The organism is Paenibacillus sp. Y916, from assembly GCF_056786435.1.
On record NZ_JBXCJA010000007.1, the window covers coordinates 202,198 to 224,168 of the forward strand.

General features: G+C 43.7%; 23 protein-coding genes. 4 read left to right on the forward strand and 19 right to left on the reverse strand.

Translation table 11 applies throughout. From position 1 onward, the window contains the following. Positions 1–68: 68 nt before the first annotated feature. The 5 genes from AC1TO9_RS16305 to AC1TO9_RS16325 all read right to left on the reverse strand — a co-directional run bounded on the left by AC1TO9_RS16305 (position 69) and on the right by AC1TO9_RS16325 (position 4,291). Positions 69–338 (reverse strand): HPr family phosphocarrier protein, encoded by a 270-nt coding sequence (locus AC1TO9_RS16305; RefSeq protein ID WP_482056295.1) that lies wholly within the window; start codon positions 336–338, stop codon positions 69–71. Between the two features lie 96 nt (positions 339–434). Then, the gene (gene whiA / locus AC1TO9_RS16310; protein ID WP_482059864.1) at positions 435–1,364 is read right to left on the reverse strand and encodes a DNA-binding protein WhiA; all 930 of its coding nucleotides are present in this window, start codon (positions 1,362–1,364) and stop codon (positions 435–437) included. 5 nt (positions 1,365–1,369) lie between these two features. After that, on the reverse strand, positions 1,370–2,356 hold the full coding sequence (locus AC1TO9_RS16315; protein WP_482056293.1) for a gluconeogenesis factor YvcK family protein: 987 nt from the start codon (positions 2,354–2,356) through the stop codon (positions 1,370–1,372). Between the two features lie 14 nt (positions 2,357–2,370). Further along, positions 2,371–3,276, reverse strand: coding sequence for an RNase adapter RapZ (gene rapZ, locus AC1TO9_RS16320; protein WP_482059865.1), 906 nt, complete (start codon positions 3,274–3,276; stop codon positions 2,371–2,373). 64 nt (positions 3,277–3,340) lie between these two features. Beyond that, positions 3,341–4,291 (reverse strand): ROK family glucokinase, encoded by a 951-nt coding sequence (locus AC1TO9_RS16325; protein WP_482056291.1) that lies wholly within the window; start codon positions 4,289–4,291, stop codon positions 3,341–3,343. Between the two features lie 228 nt (positions 4,292–4,519). Here AC1TO9_RS16325 and AC1TO9_RS16330 point away from each other — a divergent pair, with 228 nt between their 5' ends. From AC1TO9_RS16330 to AC1TO9_RS16345, 4 genes are read left to right on the forward strand one after another with little or no spacing between them, the layout of a single operon-like run. Continuing rightward, a complete protein-coding gene (locus AC1TO9_RS16330) occupies positions 4,520–5,437 on the forward strand; it encodes an ABC transporter ATP-binding protein (protein WP_482056290.1) in 918 nt (305 codons plus the stop codon). A gap of 2 nt (positions 5,438–5,439) precedes the next feature. Further along, positions 5,440–6,177 carry an ABC transporter permease gene (locus AC1TO9_RS16335; protein WP_482056289.1) on the forward strand — a complete coding sequence of 246 codons (738 nt, stop codon included), beginning with the start codon at positions 5,440–5,442 and terminating at the stop codon, positions 6,175–6,177. An 8-nt stretch (positions 6,178–6,185) separates the two neighbouring features. After that, positions 6,186–7,313 carry a sensor histidine kinase gene (locus tag AC1TO9_RS16340; protein WP_482056288.1) on the forward strand — a complete coding sequence of 376 codons (1,128 nt, stop codon included), beginning with the start codon at positions 6,186–6,188 and terminating at the stop codon, positions 7,311–7,313. Beyond that, on the forward strand, positions 7,310–7,912 hold the full coding sequence (locus AC1TO9_RS16345; RefSeq protein ID WP_482056287.1) for a response regulator transcription factor: 603 nt from the start codon (positions 7,310–7,312) through the stop codon (positions 7,910–7,912). The genes AC1TO9_RS16340 and AC1TO9_RS16345 overlap by 4 nt, the downstream gene beginning before the upstream one ends. Positions 7,913–8,232: 320 nt before the next feature. Here the strand turns inward: AC1TO9_RS16345 and trxB are convergent, their stop codons facing one another. The 14 genes from trxB to AC1TO9_RS16415 form a co-directional block, all read right to left on the reverse strand. Continuing rightward, a complete protein-coding gene (gene trxB, locus AC1TO9_RS16350; RefSeq protein ID WP_482056286.1) occupies positions 8,233–9,186 on the reverse strand; it encodes a thioredoxin-disulfide reductase in 954 nt (317 codons plus the stop codon). A gap of 86 nt (positions 9,187–9,272) precedes the next feature. After that, the gene (locus AC1TO9_RS16355) at positions 9,273–10,988 is read right to left on the reverse strand and encodes a tetratricopeptide repeat protein (protein WP_482056285.1); all 1,716 of its coding nucleotides are present in this window, start codon (positions 10,986–10,988) and stop codon (positions 9,273–9,275) included. Positions 10,989–11,075: 87 nt separating this feature from the next. Next, a complete protein-coding gene (locus AC1TO9_RS16360; protein WP_482056284.1) occupies positions 11,076–12,023 on the reverse strand; it encodes a ribose-phosphate diphosphokinase in 948 nt (315 codons plus the stop codon). 244 nt (positions 12,024–12,267) lie between these two features. Next, entirely contained in the window at positions 12,268–13,092 is an 825-nt protein-coding gene (hisJ, locus tag AC1TO9_RS16365) for a histidinol-phosphatase HisJ (protein ID WP_482056283.1), read from the reverse strand. A gap of 15 nt (positions 13,093–13,107) precedes the next feature. Next, entirely contained in the window at positions 13,108–13,794 is a 687-nt protein-coding gene (gene hisIE / locus AC1TO9_RS16370; protein ID WP_482059866.1) for a bifunctional phosphoribosyl-AMP cyclohydrolase/phosphoribosyl-ATP diphosphatase HisIE, read from the reverse strand. Further along, on the reverse strand, positions 13,791–14,549 hold the full coding sequence (gene hisF, locus AC1TO9_RS16375; protein WP_482056281.1) for an imidazole glycerol phosphate synthase subunit HisF: 759 nt from the start codon (positions 14,547–14,549) through the stop codon (positions 13,791–13,793). Before hisF ends, hisIE begins: the two co-directional genes overlap by 4 nt. 60 nt (positions 14,550–14,609) lie before the next feature. Next, positions 14,610–15,350, reverse strand: coding sequence for a 1-(5-phosphoribosyl)-5-[(5-phosphoribosylamino)methylideneamino]imidazole-4-carboxamide isomerase (hisA, locus tag AC1TO9_RS16380; protein ID WP_482059867.1), 741 nt, complete (start codon positions 15,348–15,350; stop codon positions 14,610–14,612). A 62-nt stretch (positions 15,351–15,412) separates the two neighbouring features. After that, positions 15,413–16,048, reverse strand: a complete 636-nt coding sequence (gene hisH, locus AC1TO9_RS16385) for an imidazole glycerol phosphate synthase subunit HisH (protein ID WP_482059868.1) — start codon at positions 16,046–16,048, stop codon at positions 15,413–15,415. A gap of 3 nt (positions 16,049–16,051) precedes the next feature. Next, entirely contained in the window at positions 16,052–16,669 is a 618-nt protein-coding gene (hisB, locus tag AC1TO9_RS16390) for an imidazoleglycerol-phosphate dehydratase HisB (protein WP_482059869.1), read from the reverse strand. Further along, positions 16,650–17,963: a histidinol dehydrogenase gene (gene hisD, locus AC1TO9_RS16395; protein ID WP_482056277.1), complete on the reverse strand. Its 1,314-nt coding sequence runs from the start codon at positions 17,961–17,963 to the stop codon at positions 16,650–16,652. Before hisD ends, hisB begins: the two co-directional genes overlap by 20 nt. Before the next feature lie 94 nt (positions 17,964–18,057). After that, on the reverse strand, positions 18,058–18,702 hold the full coding sequence (hisG, locus tag AC1TO9_RS16400) for an ATP phosphoribosyltransferase (RefSeq protein ID WP_482056276.1): 645 nt from the start codon (positions 18,700–18,702) through the stop codon (positions 18,058–18,060). A gap of 4 nt (positions 18,703–18,706) precedes the next feature. Next, positions 18,707–19,864, reverse strand: coding sequence for an ATP phosphoribosyltransferase regulatory subunit (locus tag AC1TO9_RS16405; RefSeq protein ID WP_482059870.1), 1,158 nt, complete (start codon positions 19,862–19,864; stop codon positions 18,707–18,709). Between the two features lie 142 nt (positions 19,865–20,006). Beyond that, positions 20,007–21,206, reverse strand: a complete 1,200-nt coding sequence (locus AC1TO9_RS16410) for an acyltransferase (protein ID WP_482056274.1) — start codon at positions 21,204–21,206, stop codon at positions 20,007–20,009. Between the two features lie 278 nt (positions 21,207–21,484). Further along, a complete protein-coding gene (locus AC1TO9_RS16415; protein ID WP_482056273.1) occupies positions 21,485–21,970 on the reverse strand; it encodes an acyltransferase in 486 nt (161 codons plus the stop codon). Position 21,971 lies beyond the last annotated feature (1 nt).

Below are 21,971 nucleotides of genomic sequence, written 5' to 3' on the forward strand. Positions count from 1 at the left end.
AAACAAATAGTAGCCAATCCTCAAAGCGGATTAGCTACTATTTGTTTTAAGTACCAATATCAGTACTTTTATTGGTTCTCTAATTCCTCTTTACTTACTAAAGCAACTAAAGCGGTTACAGCCTGCTCAGCGTCCGCGCCATCCGCGCTAATGTTAACTTCTGTTCCCGAACTGATTGCAAGGCTCATAATCCCCATTATGCTTTTTGCATTCACCTTTTTATCATCTTTTTCCACGAAAATTTCAGACGAGTACTTATTCGCTTCTTGGACGAACAATGCTGCCGGTCTGGCATGGAGACCCGTCTTCAGACGGACAACTACCGGGTGCTTTGTCATGGAAACTTACCCCCTATTTATAAATCTATTCACATTACTCTCATTTCATATACATTCATTATAGCATTATACCATGAAGGACACTAGAATAAAAACTCATGCATTACGAATCTTATCCGCCATCTCATCAATCTTGCGCAGACGATGATTAACGCCCGATTTACTGACGGTGCCCTTGAGCATCTCGCCAACCTCTTTCAAATTCATATCTGGATGAATTAACCGCACTTCCGCTACTTCCCGTAGCTTCTCAGGTAATTGTTCTAAGCCAATCTCACGCTGTAGTAGCTTAATATTATCAATTTGCCGAACTGCTGCGCTGATCGTTTTATTCAAATTTGCCGTCTCGCAGTTGACGATACGGTTCACAGAATTTCTCATGTCTCGCATAATACGAACATCCTCGAACTTGAACAGAGATTGATGTGCACCAATTAAGCTAAGAAACTCAATAATCTTCTCGCCTTCCTTGATGTAGAGTACAAATCCCTTCTTGCGTTCAATAAAGCGTGCATTCAACTTGAATTCGTTAGCTAACTTTACCAATGCCTTACAATGATCTTCATACATCGAATAAATCTCGAGATGATACGATGAACCCTCAGGATTATTCACAGAGCCACCCGCCATAAAGGCACCTCGTAAATATGCTCGCTTACAACATTTCTTACGGATAAGTTCAGAATAGATCTCTTGTGTGAATAGAAATCCTTCAGAAACAATATGTAGTTCCATTAGAATTTCCTGCACACGAGCAGGTATCCGCACGATATAGACATTATTCTTCTTTAATCTCATCTTTTTACGCACGAGTAGCTCTGTATGTGCCTGAAAATACTTTTTGATTAAGGTATAAATCCGCCTTGCTATCGCGGCATTTTCTGTCGAGATATCCAAAATGACTTTTTTGTTCGATAGTTGGACGGAACCATTCATGCGAATAAGCGCAGATAATTCAGCCTTCTCGCAACAAGCATGTCCTTCTACCCTAGTCAATTCTTTCTTTGTCTCTGCCGCAAACGACAAGTGACTCACCTCTCTCGTAAAGTCCAATTTTGTACGAGCTGGTATATATGCTGGCTTAGCTTTTCAGCATCATGCCTTAGGTATGTCCGGAACAGAACGAGTGTGTCAGCAATGACCTTATAACCATGTCCCGTCACTGCATCCATGTCCAAATGGACAGGTTTTGCTCCCTTTTCAGCATACTTATCTTGAACTCGGGTCGGAATTTCACCATTATTTACAATGACATAATCAAAAAGATGTACTCCGACATGATCATAAATCGCATTAAGATGATCACTCACGCTATAATTATCGGTCTCCCCTGGCTGAGTCATGACATTGCAAACAAAAATCTTAATCGCTTCTGAAGCACAGACCGCTTCCACAAGCTTAGGAACGAGTAAATTAGGGAGTATACTAGTATACAGGCTTCCCGGCCCAATTAAGATAGCATCTGCTTGCTGAATCGCTTCAACAGCCTCTGGCAATGGCTCGACCTCAGCCGGATCAAGAAAAACACGTTTAATCCTTCTCCCAGCTTCGGGGATTTTGGATTCTCCACTAACGACGCTGCCATCTTCCATCTCGGCATGTAGTGTAACGGCGACACCCGCAGCAGGCAACACACGACCACGAACAGCAAACACCCTACTTAACTCCCGTACAGCGGATACGAAGTCACCCGTAATATCTGTCATTCCTGCTAATATTAGATTACCTAAACTATGTCCAGCCAGTCCCGAACCAGTCCCGAAGCGGTAGCTTAACATTTGTGAAAGTAGTGGTTCAACGTCAGCAAGCGCCGTCAATACGTTACGAACATCTCCCGGCGGGGGCATCTGTAATTCATTTCGAAGAATGCCTGAACTTCCACCATCGTCGGCTACCGTGACAATAGCCGTAATATCAAGCGGCTTCTCTTTCAATCCCCGAAGCATGACGGATAATCCAGTGCCTCCACCCATCACAACAATTCGAGGACGCGCACTTGTCTGTCCTGCTACTTCCATTACACTTCACCCCATTAATGCCAATCACGGTCTCGATCAGAGTCGCGATGGATAACTGAGACGTTCTCTGTCTCACTGGTACCCAGCATCTTCCCTAAATACTCAGAAATAGCAACAGAGCGATGCTTGCCACCTGTGCATCCGATGCCGATAACGATTTGGCTCTTACCTTCTTTATGATATTGCGGAATTAAGAAATGGAGCATATCCAACAGCTTACTAATAAATAATTGGGTTTCAGCCCACTTCATCACATAATCATACACTTCATTGTCTTGTCCCGTACGTGGACGCAAGTGATCAACATAATGCGGATTCGGCAAAAACCTAACATCGAATACCAAATCTGCATCAATCGGAATACCATATTTAAATCCAAAAGATGTAATATTGACAGACAACGTATTAGGTTCCAGGTGAGAGAAACGAGAAATAATCTTCTCTTTCAATTTCCCAGGCTTTATACTACTCGTGTCGATCAACTGTGTTGCCGAATTCTTTAGTTCCTCTAACAGCTTACGTTCCAGTCGGATTCCATCAAGTGGCATCCCCTCTGGAGCCAATGGATGGCGCCTCCGACTCTCTTTATATCGCTGCACTAGGACAGAATCCATCGCATCTAGGAAGAGAATCTCGCATCCCATCGTGAAATGCTCTTTAATATAAGCCAATGATTCAGATAGAGCGGTAAAAAATTCACGTCCACGTAGATCAATCACTAAAGCAACCTTAGCTATCTTCCCATTGGATTGCTCAATAAGTTCTGCAAACTTCGGGATCAATACGGGTGGCAAATTATCCACGCAGAAGAAACCAAGATCCTCCAAGCTTTGTACAGCAAGTGTCTTTCCCGCACCGGACATCCCTGTAATAATAATCAGAGTTGCCGTCGCCGGTGCAGTTATGTCCTTCTCCAGCATCAGCTTTCCCTCCCTTGTCTATGAGTTTAACAAGCTTATGACTGGTAATAAAACAAGACAATGCCTATGAACGAAGAAGCAGACCTGCAGCCCCAACGACGCCCGCATTATTGCCTAGTAGAGCTGGTAGGATGGACACACCCCGTTGTAACGGATCCGGTGTTAACTTGGCATATACCTCACGTATCTCATTGAAGAGGATATCCCCTGCATAAGCAACGCCTCCACCCACAATAAACACTTCTGGATTTAATACTGCCGCAACAATTGCCATCGATTTCCCTAAATAAAAGGCTGCACGTTTCACAATACGAACAGCGACTTCATCCCCTGCCTTGGCTGCATCGAACACTTCCTTTGCAGTCATATGTTCTACAGTAGCTAGTGTGGTACGATCCCCACGTGCTACCGCATCGTTAGCCATACGAATAATTCCTGTTGCCGATGATACTGTCTCTAAACAACCCTTTTTGCCGCATCCACATTGAATAGCTTCCAGATCAGGCACTACTGAAATATGTCCAATCTCTCCTGCCATCCCAGAGAATCCCTGATAAATATTTCCGTTCAGAATAATGCCTCCGCCCACTCCAGTACCAAGTGTATAACAGATACAGTTATCTACCCCACGTCCCGCACCGCTCCATACTTCTCCTAATGCTGCGACGTTAGCGTCATTATCTATTTTGACTGGCTTGCCTAGACGCTCCTCTAGAAGAGAACGTATTGGAACATCTCTAAAGCCTATGTTGGGTGCAAGGATAATAATTCCTTCAACGACATTCGTGAAGCCAGCAACCCCTGCTCCCACACCTACAAGCTGATCCCAATCATATGGAGATTTCTCTACAATTTCGTGCACATACTTTACAATATTGTCAACGACGATATGAACACCTTTTTCAGTCTCCGTGGGTCCTTCATGTGTTAGTAGAAGCTGCCCCTCTTGATTACAAATGCCCACTTTAATCGACGTACCGCCTAAATCCACACCAACATAGATACTTTCAGACATGTTACAAGCCACCTTTATCAATCTACAATATTTTTGAGCCTACGTACCCACTATAATAGATGCCTTCTATCTGGTCAAGAGAAGTAAGCTACTATCGAAACGCTTGTTGGTAGGTTATTCATGACAATTGTCATCTTCAATAGGTGACAGTTTTTACTAACCAGAGCTCGAATAATTCCCTATCATTAAATAAAGCGCAATTCTGAATGCCAATGGAGGGATATCAAGATGGATATTATTATGGAAATGAATCATGTCATCAAGTTATTTGGAAATAAGAAAGCCGTGGATAATGTATCCCTTACTATTGAGAAGGGTTCCATCGTTGCCATTCTCGGTCCTAATGGGGCAGGTAAGACAACCGTTCTATCTATGATGTTGGGACTGATTAAACCCAGCCAAGGATCCATACGTGTGATGGGTAAGAACCCTAAAGATATAGAGGTGCGTAAGAGAATTGGGGCTATGCTTCAAGAAGTTAGTGTTATGGATGGCCTGAAGGTGCGCGAACTTATTACATTAATTCGTAGTTATTATCCAGATCCTCTTGATATGAGCCAATTGACACCATTAACCGGTCTGAAAGAGGAAGACTTAAATCGATTCGCAACGAAGTTATCTGGTGGTCAGAAGCGAAAACTCGGCTTCGCCCTCGCTCTTGCTGGAAATCCTGATCTAATCTTCTTCGATGAACCCACCGTAGGTCTAGATGTTACCGCTCGTCGCTTGTTCTGGGATAAAGTTCATACACTGACTACACTAGGAAAAACCATCTTATTTACTACCCATTACCTACAAGAAGCTGAGGACTTTGCAGATCGAGTCATTTTATTTAATCAAGGTGTGATCATTGCTGACGGCAGCCCTGACGAGATCAAATCCAAATTGACGACATGCTCTGTCTCTTTTAAATCAGATGATCCTCATCTACGTGAAGCACTCCTCAATTTGCCTCATGTTAGTGATGTTTATGAAAAAGAGGGTCGGATATATACAGTTACTGAGGATACAGATAGCGTTCTAGCATCCATCTTTGAACACAAGTACGCGGTTAAAAATATTCGTGTCGAGCAAGGTCGCCTTGACGATGCCTTCGAACAGTTAACGTCACAACCTGAATTTGATATTAAAGGGGAGGCTAATTAATTATGTACATGATCATCATGCAGTGTAAGGCTGAAATGAGAAGAATTCTGCGTAATCCCTATTTTGTAGGATGGTCTTTAATCATGCCTATTTTGTTCTATTTCATCTTTACTCGGCTTGTAAACACCAACACCGATGATAATCAGCTATGGCAAGCTCATTACTTGATGTCTATGACCACATTTAGTGTGATGGGCTCATCTATCATGACTTTAGGGATTCGAATCGTTCAGGAACGAGTTCATGGTTGGTCCACCTTTATGCGAATTACTCCACTACCCGAGGGCGTCTATTTCTTCGGTAAAATGTTCGGGCAATCCGTTATGCATTTACTCTCTATTGTCGTTATCTTTGGTGCAGGATATTTGATCAATGGCGTGTCCTTATCTCCGTCACAGTGGATTTACAGTGGACTATGGATATTAGTAGCTTGTGCGCCATTCCTAGCGCTAGGGACATTAATCGGGACAATGAAACGAGTGGACACAGCTAGTGGCGTTAGTAATGCGACCTATATGATACTGGCTATCGTAGGGGGAATGTGGTTTCCTATGGATTCTTTCCCGCAATTATTACAAACGATTAGTCATTGGCTCCCTGCCTATAGCTTTGGGAATGGAGCTTGGGAGATTATACGTGGACATCATCCTTCGTTAGAAAACATACTCATTCTGCTAGGATACCTCATATTCTTTATGGTACTATCGACATATATTCGTAAAAAACAGGAAGTGGTGTAGACTTTATTATGCAAGAGAAATTTCAGCTATTTCCTAAAAAACTAGGATTCTATCCATACGTCTGGCTGATCTACATCTTCCTACCTATCATCAATACCGCACAGGAGCATGGGTTAAAGATGATACTGGGCTATTTGATGATTGGAGTGTTTGCACTCTCCTATCGACAACTCTATTTCGCTTCAGAGCATGGCTCCTTTTCATATTGGATTGCCTTACAGATGGTTATTATCTTTATTCTCAGCTCCCTTTATAACCCTTACAACTTATTCATGGGTTTCTTCACCGCTAATTTTATTGGATATTACACCAATTCGGTCAAGTTTAAGATATCCTTAATTTCTTTGGCGATTATCGAAATTGTACCGATAATATTAAATATAGGTGAACGTCACCCTAGGGAATACTTATTCCTTTTCCCTTTTATTGTCATTATGATCATGTCTCCTTTTGGAATAAGGTCGATGAATAAGCACCAGCAACTTGAGTTGAAGCTAGATGAAGCTAATGAACATATTAAAGAACTCGTTAAGCGTGAAGAACGCATGCGTATTGCTAGAGATCTACATGACACATTAGGTCATACGTTGTCTTTGATTACATTGAAAAGTCAGTTAGTCGACCGGCTAATTACCAAAGATCCTCATCGTGCACAATTTGAGGCCAAGGAGATTGAGCGAACAGCAAGAGCGGCTCTCCGACAAGTTCGCGAACTTGTGTCGGATATGCGCGCAGTTACAGTCGCCGAGGAACTACTGGAGGTACAGGTCATCCTAGAGCATGCCGATATCATCTCTTATTTCGAAGGGGACGCTAAGCTTGCTGGGGTACCAGATCTAACTCAGAACATTCTCAGCCTATGCCTTCGTGAAGCAATAACCAATATTGTAAAACATAGCCGAGCAAAAAACTGTACAGTACGTATTGAACAAGAGGTGGCTTACGTCACACTCATCATTAGTGATGATGGAATAGGTTTACGCGAAGATCATCATGATGGAAACGGATTGAATGGGATGGCTGAGCGGCTATCTTTAATTGAGGGTTCGTTAGAAGTATCTTCTGTGAAAGGCACTACTTTGACCATCACTATTCCTATTATAATCAAGGATCAACAAGAGGAGGGGAGCGCATGATACGAATTCTTCTAGCCGAAGATCAACAGATGCTCCGCGGTGCATTAGCCTTACTATTAGATTTAGAAGACGATATCGAAGTAGTAGGCCAAGCTTCCGATGGGAAAGAGGCACTGTCACTCATCGTCTCTCTTCAACCAGATATCTGTCTGCTTGACATAGAAATGCCATTGATGACCGGTTTGGACGTTGCTGAACAGTTGAAGGGGCAGGGTTCGCCCTGTAAAGTTATCATTCTGACTACCTTTGCACGTCCCGGTTACTTCGAGCGCGCAGTAAAGGCAGATGTTCAAGGTTATCTATTAAAGGATGGACCTATCGATAAACTGGCAGAGTCCATTCGTCGTGTCATGGTCGGTCATCGGGAGATTTCCCCGGAACTTATATTCGGAACGATAAAGGACAAGAACCCTCTTAATGCTCGTGAACGAGAGATTCTATCGCTGTCTGCCCAAGGGAAGTCTGCCCATGAGATATCATCTATGCTTCATCTTTCCTATGGAACGGTACGCAATTATATCTCCGAATCCTTGAATAAACTTGATGCTAGAAATCGGATCGAGGCCATTCGGTTAGCAGAGGAAAAGGGCTGGTTGTAGATTAACATCAGCCTTCTCCGTTCACTACAGTAGTTGCACAGAGTACACTTATATCCGATTTATCTTCGTTAGTGTTGGGTTTAGTTGTACAGAGTACATCTATTTACTTGAAAACCTTCTCTTTTCATCATATCCCCACTTTTAACTGTCCTTTTTGCAACTATTCTCCTTTCAGATCACTTTTCCCTCTAAATAAGTGCAGTTTATGCAGCTATTTCTCCCTCAGCCCTTCCCTCTCATGAGTGAAGCGCTTGCCAACTTAACACAAATAACCCGACGGTGAAATCCCTCCGTCGGGTCATTGCTGTCGAATATACTATTTACTTACTTAGAGACTCGCTCCAGTCATGAACCATATTACCTTCTATGAATTTCTCTGCATCCATCGCTGCCATACAGCCTGTACCCGCTGCAGAAATGGCTTGACGATAACGAACATCCTGAACGTCACCACATGCGAATACACCCGGTATATTCGTCTCTGTCGTACCTGGCTTAACGATGATATAACCTACGTCATCTGTCGTGATCTGATTGTCCAGAAATTGTGTGTTCGGTGTATGTCCAATCGCTACAAACACTCCGTCTGCTTCAATTAATTCTTCCTGATTGGTCTCATTGTTAAGAACTTTCAGTCCTTTAACACCCATACCTTCAGTAACTACTTCCAGTGGCGTACGGTTCAATGCCCATAGAACCTTCTCGTTCTCACGTGCACGATCTTGCATAATCTTCGAAGCACGCATCTCTTCACGACGGTGTACCAGCGTTACGCTCGAACCGAAACGAGTCAAGAAGTTCGCTTCTTCCATAGCAGAATCACCGCCACCAATGACAATAATCTTCTTCCCACGGAAGAAGAATCCGTCACATGTTGCACATGTGCTGACACCGCGTCCGATGTTCTCCTGTTCACCTGGAATACCCAAATACTTCGCTGAAGCTCCTGTGGAAATAATGACAGTCTCAGCCAATAACTCTCCCATTCCATCAACTTGAACTTTGAACGGACGTTTAGACAGATCTACCTTCTCTACCCAACCTGACTTAAACTCGGCTCCGAAACGCTCTGCTTGCTTCCGCATATTGTCCATCAATTCAGGTCCCATAATTCCATCTGGAAATCCTGGGAAGTTCTCAATTTCAGTTGTTGTTGTCAATTGACCCCCTGGTTGCATCCCTTCAATAACCAGTGGTTTCATATTCGCGCGAGCAAGATAAATAGCTGCTGTTAATCCAGCAGGACCTGTTCCAATAACGATTGATTTATACATTTATATAACCTCCTATAAAATAATATATGACGAATGATCAGGCTCTATCGCCCTAGGATTTGATGATACATCATCCAAATAGTCCTCTATCCGTTCCTACCTTTCATATGACAAATGCTATCCATACGACGTGCATACCGACTAACGGTAGAAGCGGAAAGACCGTAGCGTCGAGCAACTTCCTGATATGAGGTAGGATGCCCCAACATTTTGGATGCCCAATATTCAAGCGCCGCTGACCAAGCTTCCGTATGATCAAGTTCCGGCGTATCGGGATAACTTTTATGCAAGAACTCCGTCCATAAGCTCTGAACATCCTGCTGCTGAGCTAAATCCCCTACATAATCCATCATTTCGAGCGTTCGATCAACAACCGTACTTGAAGGATCATTCCAGTCCGAAGAAGAAAGCTCTCTTACAATGTGTAGAGATGGCATTAACCCCTCTATAGCAGAAGATGAATCTATTACAGTCTCTTCATTCATCCCTTGAAGAACAAGCTTAGCTGCCTCTTTTATAACGATATCTTCATCCGGCTCTAGCAACAGAGCTTCCAATACCTGCTTTACCTCTTCATCAGCGATCAAAGCGAAAGATTGAATAACTTGCAGTTTAGTCGCTGTGTCGCCATGTCGGAGTGCCCAGAAGAAGGATGATCGAATCAATGGATTCTGTATAATTTCTTCCGTTATTCCTTCATCGTTCTGTTCCCATTGCTTCATCTGCTCCTCAAAAGGGAGATGATAATGGTAACTAATTTTCGGTTGTTTCGTTATTCCTTCTTGAAACTCTTGCAACTGGGATAAATAAAACTCTGGAACCTCAGAAAGAGGATCTATCTTGATAGCATGTCTCCAATATCTCTCTGCATCCACATATCTTCCACAGTTAAAAGCAGCTGTAGCCGAGTAGTGGTACAAGCTTGGGTCCCAGTTCAATTCCTCATCCTTCAACAAACGACGAAAGTGTCTATAGGCTTGCTCATGTTGACCTAATATACCCATCGTTGTGGCAAGTTTAAACAAATGCTCCTGATGGAAGGGAACCGTGACCGACAGCATATGCAAAAGTGGAAGCAACTGCGTCATATCGTTCTCATGCTGGTAGAAAATAGCCAAATTACAAAGCCCATGTAGATTCCCTGGGTCTTGTTCTAACACTTCTTGGATCGTTATCTTAGCTTTCTCAAACAGGCCTACATAATAATAGGACAATGCTAAATTATTACGAGCTGCGAGGAAATCCGTATTGCTCTCCACTATTTGCTCTAATAATTCTACAGCTTGAGCGAACTTACCTTCTTCCAGAAGAGTACGAGCATGTTCATGCTCCACCATTCCTTCACGACTCTTGATCCGGGTCAACTTCGTAGGACGATCTAATTCATGAAAAAGCAGATCCATCATTTCTTCTGCTTCCTCCAGAAATTGACCAACACCATCTTCCTCTAGATAGCTAACTATTGCTTTCTCGGCTTCTTCGAAATTTTCCATATTGGCAAAGTTGTTGGCCATATAGAAGTAGCATTCCGTCATATTTGGATCAATATTCTCAATAATTTGAGATAATACGATATTAGATCCCGCATAATCACCCATTTCCGACATGACTCCGGCTACATTGCAATGATTTACTGGATTATCTGGTTCATACTCTACTGCTTTTCCGAAATATCTCAATGCCTTGTCATAATGATTGCGATCTAACGAACGTACAGCCCTTTCGAAGAAAAAGTTCGCATCCAGATGGACAGGTATTATTTTATTGTATAGGACTTTAGCCCGTTGTTTATCCTCATTCATTGAACCAAGGCACCTCCTTTTCCTTCTAACCTTTTACCTATCATATTATACCATAAGTTGATAAAACGAAGAAAAGACACCGCATATTTAAATGCCGGAGTCTTTAAACAACGTAGCGATGGATCCACCTTCTATAATAATACGAGTCGCCTGAGAAAGCATAGGTGCCACAGATAGAACCTTTATCCGATCTACGTATTGTTCCGGAAGTGCTATGGAGTCTGTCACGACAACCTCCTTAATATTAGGATGCATCAAACGTTCTAGCGCATTACCTGAGAAAAGACCGTGCGTAGCACAGACATACACATCTTCTGCCCCACGTTCCTTCAATCCTTCTACCACATTAATAATCGTTGTGCCTGTATCAATTAAGTCTTCGATAATGATCGGTGTTTTCCCCTTAACATCACCTATCACATGTGTGATCACAGATTCATTGTGTGAAGGGCGCTTCTTAATCATAATAGCAAACGGAGAATCTAATTGATTCGCTAATTTCTCTGCCATGGAAGCACGTCCAGCATCTGGAGATACAATAACCGGGTTAACAATATTCTTCGTTCTCAAGTACTGGCTAATTAGATCTAGTGCAGTTAAATGATCTACTGGTATATTGAAAAATCCCTGAATAGCTGGGGCATGTAAATCTATCGTGATGACTCGATTAGCTCCAACTGTTGTTAGCACATCCGCCAGCATCTTAGCAGATATCGGTTCACGAGGAGCCGATTTGCGTTCCTGTCGTGCATATCCGTAATAAGGTATTATTATGTTAATCGTACGAGCCGAGGCTCTCTTCGCTGCATCTATCATGACAAGCAATTCCACAAACATATCGTTGATCGGATGTGAAAGCGATTGGACTAAGAATACATCACAGTTACGAATGCTTTCCTCATAGTTGACATAAATCTCGCCACTTTGAAAGCGCGAACGCTTGACACTTCCCAATTCCACGCCTAATTTACTACAAATATCCTTTGCTAATTTCGGATTCGATGATCCAGTAAACACAAGCATCTTATGCTGCATAGTATCCTCCCGATTTCAAGCCACTTATAATGAGCGTCAAGCAGAAACGGCTATGCCGTCCTTTTGAAGGACGGTATCCGTCTCTGCCGAAATATAAGAAATAGAGTATCAAGTGAAACTTATACTTTCTTATATTTTCAAAAAGCCAGCTTTTCAACACCGGCGTGATCAAAAGATGACTTTTTTGAATGACCTCTTATAGACTTGAGTTAATCAATATGTATATGTAGTATACAGGATTATGCTAGATTTCAAAAGGTACCTCTTTCCGTCTCCTCTTATCGAACACAGATAATTGTCGGTATCCGACATCCCATAGTAAAGCACGAGCCTGATCTAGATGCTCGCCAAGTCGCAACGGATCATGTGCATCAGAACCGATCGTTAGTGGAATCCCAAGCCTAAAGGCCTCCGTCACCATCCGTTTACTTGGGAACATCTCCTCGCAAGCTTTAGATAAGCCAGAGGCATTCAGTTCCATCACCATCCCACTGTTCAACACCGCCGTAAGTGCCGAATTCTCCAACGCTTCTACCTCACTTTGTTTATCCAGTGCAGGGCGATAGCCGAATCGCTTAATGACATCTATATGCCCCATAATGTCATATAATCCGGTTGCTGCTGCTTTCTTCACAGCATCATAGTATTGTTCATAGACAGTAATAATATTCTTTCCTTCCCAATGATGGGTTTGGCGATAGTCACTAATATCCCATTCTCCGAGGAAATGGACAGAACCAATCACATAATCCCATGGATAGGATGTAATGATATGTTCGATCTCTGCTTCATATCCTTCGATATAGTCACCCTCAATGCCGATGCGAATATCGATCTGATCCTTATAACGTTCCTTCAGGGCAAGACACTCTTCTACGTAGCGTGGGAGTTCGTCCATAGGCATTGCCATCTCTGGATAATACGTGGCAGGATCAACATGAATCAGCGGCATATGATCGGATAGACCAAGCTGAGATAGACCCATCTTGATCCCTCTCAGAACGTATTCTTCCAGTTCTCCGATCGCGTGTCCGCAACGGGCATGGTGTGTATGATAATCGATCAACATGATCGAATCCCTCCTCTAGTCACGTCTTGGCCGCTCATGGCGCAGGCTAAGCTCGGTCATGATGTCATCTAACGGCAGCTTACGTTCTTCAAGAAGTACAAGCAGATGATAGATCAGATCACTTACTTCAAGGCGTAGTTCATCATTATCTTTATTTTTCGCAGCAATGATCGCCTCTGCAGTTTCTTCTCCTACTTTTTTAAGGATTTTATCGACACCCTTTTCAAATAAATACGTAGTGTATGCACCCTCTGGACGTTCTTTCTCACGATCCGAAATAATCTGTTCCAACTCTGCCAGTACAGCGAAACGATCAGAAGTTTGATTAGCACTTGTTGATGGAAGATCTTCCTTCTTCTCCAATGGTACTTCATTGAAGAAACAAGTTACTTTGCCTGTGTGGCAAGCAGGACCTTCAGGCTTCACTAGAATCAGTAAAGTATCACCATCACAATCGTAGCTTAACGAGGTAATACGTTGTGTATTTCCTGAAGTTGCCCCTTTATGCCATAGTTCCTGTCTAGAACGACTCCAGAACCATGTCTCTCCACTTTCAACTGAAAGCTTAAGCGATTCAAGATTCATATAGGCCATCATTAGCACTTCTTTGGTCGTTACATCTTGTATAATAGCAGGTACTAGACCCGCTTCGTCGAAGCGAATATCATTCTTTATTTGCTCCCAGTTTAGGCTATTACTCATCGAATCTCCACCCCTTTTTGCTTTAAATCCATTTTTAAATCATGAATCGTCATTTCTTTATAGTGAAAAATAGTCGCTGCCAATCCCGCATCAGCTTTGCCCGTTGTAAATACGTCATAGAAGTGATCTGTCGTACCCGCTCCACCTGAAGCAATCACAGGAATTCCTACAATTCCAGATACAGCTGACGTGAGAGGAAGATCGAATCCATCCTTGGTACCATCAGCATCCATACTCGTGAGTAGTATCTCACCTGCACCCAAAGATTCCGCTTCTTTAACCCATGATAAAGCCCGAATACCCGAAGCTGTACGCCCACCGTGCGTGTATACTTCCCATTCGCCCCAAGACTCATTGTACTTGGCATCGACCGCTACAACGATACATTGAGATCCGAAACGACGTGCCCCTTCAGAGATCAATTGTGGATTGAGCACCGCGGCCGTATTAATTCCGATCTTGTCCGCTCCAGCACGTAGAATTCTTTTCATATCATCCACATGTGAGATTCCTCCACCTACTGTGAATGGAATTGAAATTTCACCTGCAGTCTGCCTAACGACTTCGACCATCGTTGCGCGACCTTCCACTGAGGCTGAAATATCCAAGAATACAAGTTCATCTGCTCCCTCACGGTCATACAGCGCCGCCAGTTCCACCGGATCACCCGCATCACGCAAGTTGACAAAGTTAACACCCTTCACTACCCGACCGTCCTTCACATCCAGACACGGAATGATACGTTTAGCTAGCATATTTCTCTTCCCCTCTACCTATAAATTCACTGTATCCCATGCCCTTAATCTCTTTACTCACTAGCCCTGCTTCTTAACTGCTCGCACCGCTTCTTCTAGATCAATATTGCCCGTGTAAAGTGCCTTACCTACGATAGCTCCGCCAATTCCTTCATGATAATAGGCACTTAGACTAAGAAGATCGTCCAACACCGTAACGCCTCCTGAAGCAATCACCGTACGACCGCTGCTCACAGCTAAAGAACGAATCGCCTCAACGTTTGGCCCCTGCATCATGCCATCCCGCGAAATGTCTGTGAAGATAAATGTCTCTGCACCTTTAGATGCTAATTCCTTAGCCAATTCCTCAGCTTTCACTTCGGATGTTTCTAGCCAACCCCGAGTAGCTACATACCCATCTCGCGCATCAATTCCGATAGCTACTTTATCACCGTACGTACCTAGAACAGCTTCTGTAAAAGGACGATCCTCAATCGCTGCGGTTCCAATAATGACCCGACTCACACCAAGCGCTAACAACCTTTTCACGTCATCAAGAGTACGTAATCCGCCTCCAACTTGAACAGGCACATTCACTCCCTTGACGATAGCGCCAATGATCGCGTCATTAACAGGATGACCCGCCTTCGCTCCATCCAGATCCACTAGATGTATGTACGTTCCGCCTTGTTCCTCCCATGCCTTGGCTACCTTCAATGGGTTATCATTATAGACCGTTTCTTGATTGTAATCCCCTTGTATCAGCCGCACACATTTCCCATCACGTATATCAATCGCTGGATAGATAATAAAAGATGACATCTTTCGTGACCCCCATTTTTCTCTTGTAATCTATATTGGTGAAACTTATACTTTCTTATATTTCAAAGAATAGATCCCTTCAAAGGGCTCCCCGTAATCTTAAGGAAATTCTGCAATAAGTTCATTCCAAAGTCTCCGCTCTTCTCTGGGTGAAACTGCATGCCAAAGACCGAATCGCGGCCTACAATAGCCGTTACTGACTGATTATAATCCGTTGTTGCTAATAGATCGCTCTTCACTTCCGGAAGAACATGATAGGAATGTACGAAGTAGACATAACCTTCATCAAGTCCCGTGAAAAGCGGATTATTCTGATCCTTATACTGAATCTTATTCCAACCCATATGTGGTACTTTATAATCGCCCCCTGCGAACCTCACCACAGAGCCAGGCAGAATACCCAGACCCCCGTGGATGCCATGCTCTTCACTTGTGCTGAACAGCAGCTGCATGCCTAGGCAGATGCCTAGTAGCGGTTGTTTGCTTGCTGCAACCTTCTGCACCGTCGCATCGAGCGAGCTCTCTTGCAGATGCTCCATAGCGTCAGCGAAGGCACCGACACCAGGCAAGATCACGCCATCTGCAGCTAGAATCTCACCTTCATCACCGCTAATGAGCGCCTCATAACCGAGACGCTCAACAGCCTTGCTCACACTGTGGAGGTTGCCCATCCCGTAATCCACAATCGCGATGGCCACGGATTACAGCACACCTTTCGTGGAAGGTACACCCTTAACCCGCGGATCAATGCTCGTCGCTTCATCAAGCGCACGTCCTAGCGCTTTGAACACCGCTTCGATCATATGATGCGTGTTCTGTCCATAATGAACAATGACGTGCAAGGTTATGCGAGCTTCAAGCGCTAACTTCCATAGAAATTCATGCACTAACTCTGTCGTGAAGCTACCCACCTGTGTCGAAGGATACTCCGCGCGGTATTCGAAATGGGGACGATTGCTAATATCAATAACCACTTGTGCCAAAGCCTCATCCATCGGTACGAACACGCTAGCATAGCGCTTAATGCCCCGCTTATCACCCAACGCTTCCCGAAGCGTCTGACCTAAGCAAATGCCAATGTCCTCCACGGTGTGGTGATCATCAATCTCAATATCTCCCAGCGCTTTCACCGAGAGATCGAATTGTCCATGCTGCGCGAATAAATCTAACATATGATTCAAGAACGGAACATCCGTCTCTAACTCCGAAACCCCACTACCATCTACCGAGAAAGAAAGCTTGATATCCGTCTCATTCGTCTTTCTACTGACACTTGCCTCACGTAAGCTCTCACTCATATTACTGTTCGTCATGTTCATTAACTCCTACCTTTCCTTCCTTCTCAAGCCGTACTTCGATCGCTCGTGCATGGCCTTCAAACCCTTCATGTCGTGCCAGTTCCATAATCATGGCACCGTTCTTTAGCAATGCTTCCTTACTATAATAAATCATGCTTGATTTCTTAATGAAGTCATCGACATCCACAGGTGAAGAGAATCTAGCTGTCCCATTCGTCGGTATAATATGGTTAGGCCCTGCGAAATAGTCACCCACTGGCTCGGAGCTGTAAGGACCTAGAAAGATAGCCCCTGCATTCTCAATACGACCTACATAAGCCATCGGATCCGGCACAACGATCTCCAAATGTTCAGGAGCCAAACGGTTCACAACAGAGATCCCCTCGTCTATAGATTCCACCACAAGGATCGCCCCATTGTTCTCAATCGATGCACCTGCGATATCTCGACGAGGCAACAAAGCTAATTGCCGTGTTACTTCTGCTGACGTCGCTTCCGCAAATGCCTGTGATGGCGTCACAAGAATGGCTGAAGCCATCTCATCGTGCTCTGCCTGCGATAACAGATCAGCGGCAACATAGACAGGGTCAGCCGTCTCATCGGCTAATACGACGATCTCACTCGGTCCTGCGATGCTGTCTATATCGACTACGCCGTACACTTCACGTTTCGCAAGAGCAACATATATATTGCCGGGCCCACATATTTTATCAACTGGAGCAATCGTTTCCGTTCCGTAAGCTAAAGCAGCAATCGCTTGCGCCCCTCCCACACGGTAAATCTCATTCACACCCGCTTCAGCAGCAGCAACAAGGATATGAGGATCGATTCCCTCTTGACCATTCGTTCCCGGTGGAGTAACCATAACAATCTCCGGCACGCCAGCCACTTGAGCTGGAATCACATTCATAAGTACAGATGATGGATAAGCTGCCTTACCACCCGGCACATAGACACCTACACGTTTGAGAGGACGGATAATTTGACCCAATATGCTTCCGTCTGGTTGAAGGTCCATCCATGAATTTCTCTTCTCTCTCATATGAAAGGCCCGGATATTCGCCGCCGCAGCTGCAATGGCTTCCACAAAGGATGGCTCCACACGTTCATATGCCGCGGTAAGTTCCTCTTGCGTCACTCTAAGCTGTTCAGTAGATAATACAGTCCGATCATGCAGCTCCGTATAACGTAGTAACGCGGTATCTCCTTCATCCTTGATATCGCTCACGATTTGCTTGACTGCTGCATTCTGTTCCTCGGTACCGTAATCTACTTCCCGCTTTAAATTAAACTCCTGAATCGGTACAATTCTCATCCCAAGTCTTCCCTCCCCACCACTAACACACGATTTATTCATTTCTCACAAAGGAAGTTTAAAAAGTCATTTTTTGAACTCGAACTTACATCAGTTACTTTATCTTTAATTCTGGCACAGGGATCACTTTCTCGAGCAGATCGCACAATGCTTGAATTTGCGTGTTCTTCATCCGATAACTCACACGGTTAGCGATGAGTCGACTCGTAATTTCAAAAATACTCACCATCTCCACCAGGCCATTATCCTTTAAGGTCTGTCCCGTTTCTACCATATCCACGATCCGGTCAGCCAATCCAATCAAAGGTGCTAGCTCAATCGATCCATTCAGCTTAATAACCTCAACTTGTTGCCCCTGTTCACGGAAATATTGCGAAGCAACATTAGGATACTTCGTAGCTACACGTTGCTGTATACCTGGTTGCCAATTCGGTAGGCCAATAACGGACATGCGACAACGCGCGATACCTAGGTCGAGTAACTCATATACATCCCTGCTATCTTCAAGCAGAACATCCTTACCTACAATACCAATATCGGCCACACCGTATTCAACATAGGTAGGCACATCCACTGGCTTGGCTAATATAAACTCCATCCCGAACTCAGGAAGTGGAACTACCAATTTTCGTGATTCATCCACTTCTAGCGGAATAGCTAATCCAGCTTGGCGAAAGAGCGTAGCTGCCTTCGTATAGATGCGCCCTTTCGGCATCGCGACTTTTAACGTTTCTCCCACATGCTCACCTCCCGTTATCCTCAGCTATGTTAGACTCATCTTCAGAACGCTGTCCGAGTTGTACTAACTTCGTAATGACGGTATGTCCCGCATTGCGAAGTCTAGTCGCTTCCTGTAACCCTTCTTGACGTCCAGATGCTTCATATTCAATAATGATAGGTTCTATCTCTGGTTCTTGAAGGCCATGTACACCATCTAAGATTCGATTCGTTTTGAGGGCAAAGCCCGTTGCAGGAATCGACCGACCGAATTGTTGCAACAGATTATCATAACGCCCACCGTTACACACAGGGAAGCCCAGCTCAGATGCATAGCCCTCAAAGGTCATGCCCGTGTAATACGAAAAATCACCAATCATAGTTAAATCAATCAGTACATGCTCCGAGACACCATAGGCTTCCAGCACCTCCCACACCTTAAGCAAATGATCAATAGATGCTCTAGCTTGTGGATGGTCACTTAATTGTAACGCTTGCTCACAGGTCTCTTTACCACCACGTAGTCGAACGAGCCCATCCAGTACATCTCTTTCTGAATCAGACAAGTCCAGCTGAGTAATCGTATTGCGAAAGCCCACATAATCACGAAGCAGTAGTCCTTCTTTCAGTAACTCCTGTGCATCGGTACGATCCGGAACAACTTCTTCGAACAATCCATGCAAGAACCCAACATGACCCATTGCGATTTTAAATGAGGACACCCCTGCCGATTTCAATGATTCAATCGCAAGCGCCACAACCTCTGCATCAGCCTCAGCTGAGTCGTCTCCAAGTAATTCAACACCTGTCTGGAAGAACTCTGCCTCTCTGCCCGCTTCCTCTTCAATCGAGCGAAATACATTCGCATGATACGATAATCGAATAGGTAGCGATTGTCCCTTCAACAGAGAAGAGGCAACCCTTGCAATGGGGGCAGTCATATCCGAACGGAGCACCAACGTAGTCCCCCGATTATTGAGCAACTTAAATAATTTCTGATCTGATGTGGAACTCGCTACGCCTACAGTATCGTAATATTCCATTGTAGGTGTCATAATCTGCTGATATCCCCAACGATCCATACAATCTAGCACATTCCGTTCGATCTTACGTAATTTCTTAACTGCATACGGTAGATAATCCCGAACGCCAGTCGGTTTCTCAAAGCCTTTTGGCTTAAACATTCACATTCACCTCTACTTAAACATTACTATGGATTCACATCCAATTACTTTAATACATTAAAGTTATACCGTGCTAATAAGATAAAGAATTTCTGCTATTATAGCATGAGTAAAGGTTGATCGTCAACGAGAGAATGACACTTTAAGATTTCAATCCATTGCTTCGCTTCACTTCATGTACATCGGGTTTTTTAGCTTTGAGCGATACCAAATCTGGATTTTTTCCAAGAAAAACCCACGACCAAGATATTCTTTTGAAACAAACATGTACCATCGCCCAACTCAGAAATAACGCAACGAGTAAACCACCGACGATAAATAAGAGATACCCTATCGACTCTGGCTGTACATAGTAACGGAATCGACGATACAGCACGAGAATAATAGGATGTAGAAGATATATGCCAAAGGAAAGCGCACCCATTCTAGTTAGAATGGCCACCACTTTTCGAGATGCCTTTCGATAAATTAGAAATGTAGCGTGCAACAGAACTAATGCTGATAACATGGTGTGTATATTCCACACAAGTTCATACCATAAAGTGTTAACGTAATTGCCCGTTGATCTCAATTCATGCCATAACTGTACATGAATACAGGCTATAACAAACCATACAATCCATAGTGTAATCGTCCATCGTCTTTGTCCCTGCGTCAGTCGATCCCAAGTATTCAATAACCATGGCTTTATTCTGGTGAAATTTATAGCTATATAAGCACCCATCATATAATAAGCTAAATACGAAATAGAGTAGCTCCCCTTGTTCGATAGCTGAAGACTATACTTATTAATGAATACAAAACCCCACTGTATGGCCAAACCTAGCGGTATAGCCCATTTCACGATCCACTGCTTCGATTGCAACAGTCTGAGGATCCATGGAAATAGGATGTAGAATTGAACACTAATAAACACAAAGTATAAATGTGTATGCGCTGTCCCCGTCAACCAAGTATAGCCGAATCTTATCCCAAGTTCACCGAAAGGAACACCTATTAATTTTTGATTTATGTATTGATTCACTATAAAGTAGCAGAGCGAGACAATCGTGTATGGAAGTACTATGTATTTCAGCCTTTGCCGATAAAATCTAGAAATAAGTCCGATATTTACAGAGCGGTCATAATAATTGTAGAACAGCACAAAACTACTTAAAAAGATAAATGAAGGCGTCCCATATTTGAAAAATATATTCATGAAGTTATATACATAATAAATTGGTGAATCCATAGCCTGTACACCAGCGGCATAAGAAGATGCGTGAACATTAAGAACTCCCCATATAGCTATCGCTCGAAACACATCAAGTTGAGGTAACCGTTCCCTTTTGTTTATTTTCAAAAAGATTCCCCTTTACATTGAAGTATATATGTATAAGTTCGAGTTCAAAAAGTTAGCTTTTCAGCACCGAGAAGATTGGATGAAGGTAGGGAGCGAGGAGCGGAGCGTAGGCAGTACCTACGTGAGCACCGGAAGGACCGGCTGAATTCAATATTCGATGTCGAATACGCCCCCTGCTAACCTTCGTGATCAAAAGATGACTTTTTGAACAACCTCTACAAGGAAGGGACCTAACGGAGTAATCACCATCAGATCCCTTCTGTCACAGCAGCAATTCTCTACCCTTTAGATTTCAACTCACGCAATGGATTCCCACCTACGAAAGTTCCTGCAGCTACATCCTTATGTACAACAGACCCCGCTGCAATAACCGCTCCATCCCCGATCGTTACACCAGGTAATATCGTCGTATTCGCCCCGACCATGACATGATTCCCAATCGTAACGTCACCTAGTCGATATTCCTGAATCAAATACTCATGAGCTAAGATCGTTGTATTGTAGCCAATAATTGTGTTATCTCCGACAGATATTTTCTCCGGGAAAAACACATCTACCATAACCATCAATCCAAATGCCGTGTGACGGCCAACCTTCATTCCTAATAGATTTCTATAAATCCAGTTCTTCACTTGAAGAACTGGACAGTAACGAGCAATTTGAATACATATAAAATTTTTGATCCCTTTCCAGGGACTAACGGTTCGATAAATCTGCCACAGCGCATTGGGACCTTCCACTGGATATCGGGTAACCTTTCTCACT

Coding starts and splice junctions, on each gene's coding strand:
- AC1TO9_RS16305 (WP_482056295.1), bottom strand. CDS start 338: ATGACAAAGCACCCGGTAGTTGTCCGTCTGAAGACGGGTCTCCATGCC.
- hisA (WP_482059867.1), bottom strand. CDS start 15,350: ATGTCATCTTTTATTATCTATCCAGCGATTGATATACGTGATGGGAAA.
- AC1TO9_RS16315 (WP_482056293.1), bottom strand. CDS start 2,356: ATGGAAGTAGCAGGACAGACAAGTGCGCGTCCTCGAATTGTTGTGATG.
- AC1TO9_RS16340 (WP_482056288.1), top strand. CDS start 6,186: ATGCAAGAGAAATTTCAGCTATTTCCTAAAAAACTAGGATTCTATCCA.
- AC1TO9_RS16360 (WP_482056284.1), bottom strand. CDS start 12,023: ATGCAGCATAAGATGCTTGTGTTTACTGGATCATCGAATCCGAAATTA.
- hisD (WP_482056277.1), bottom strand. CDS start 17,963: ATGAGAATTGTACCGATTCAGGAGTTTAATTTAAAGCGGGAAGTAGAT.
- AC1TO9_RS16330 (WP_482056290.1), top strand. CDS start 4,520: ATGGATATTATTATGGAAATGAATCATGTCATCAAGTTATTTGGAAAT.
- AC1TO9_RS16405 (WP_482059870.1), bottom strand. CDS start 19,864: ATGTTTAAGCCAAAAGGCTTTGAGAAACCGACTGGCGTTCGGGATTAT.
- trxB (WP_482056286.1), bottom strand. CDS start 9,186: ATGTATAAATCAATCGTTATTGGAACAGGTCCTGCTGGATTAACAGCA.
- rapZ (WP_482059865.1), bottom strand. CDS start 3,276: ATGCTGGAGAAGGACATAACTGCACCGGCGACGGCAACTCTGATTATT.
- hisB (WP_482059869.1), bottom strand. CDS start 16,669: ATGAACATGACGAACAGTAATATGAGTGAGAGCTTACGTGAGGCAAGT.
- hisF (WP_482056281.1), bottom strand. CDS start 14,549: ATGCTAGCTAAACGTATCATTCCGTGTCTGGATGTGAAGGACGGTCGG.
- AC1TO9_RS16325 (WP_482056291.1), bottom strand. CDS start 4,291: ATGTCTGAAAGTATCTATGTTGGTGTGGATTTAGGCGGTACGTCGATT.
- AC1TO9_RS16345 (WP_482056287.1), top strand. CDS start 7,310: ATGATACGAATTCTTCTAGCCGAAGATCAACAGATGCTCCGCGGTGCA.
- AC1TO9_RS16355 (WP_482056285.1), bottom strand. CDS start 10,988: ATGAATGAGGATAAACAACGGGCTAAAGTCCTATACAATAAAATAATA.
- hisIE (WP_482059866.1), bottom strand. CDS start 13,794: ATGAGTAATAGCCTAAACTGGGAGCAAATAAAGAATGATATTCGCTTC.
- hisJ (WP_482056283.1), bottom strand. CDS start 13,092: ATGTTGATCGATTATCATACACACCATGCCCGTTGCGGACACGCGATC.
- AC1TO9_RS16335 (WP_482056289.1), top strand. CDS start 5,440: ATGTACATGATCATCATGCAGTGTAAGGCTGAAATGAGAAGAATTCTG.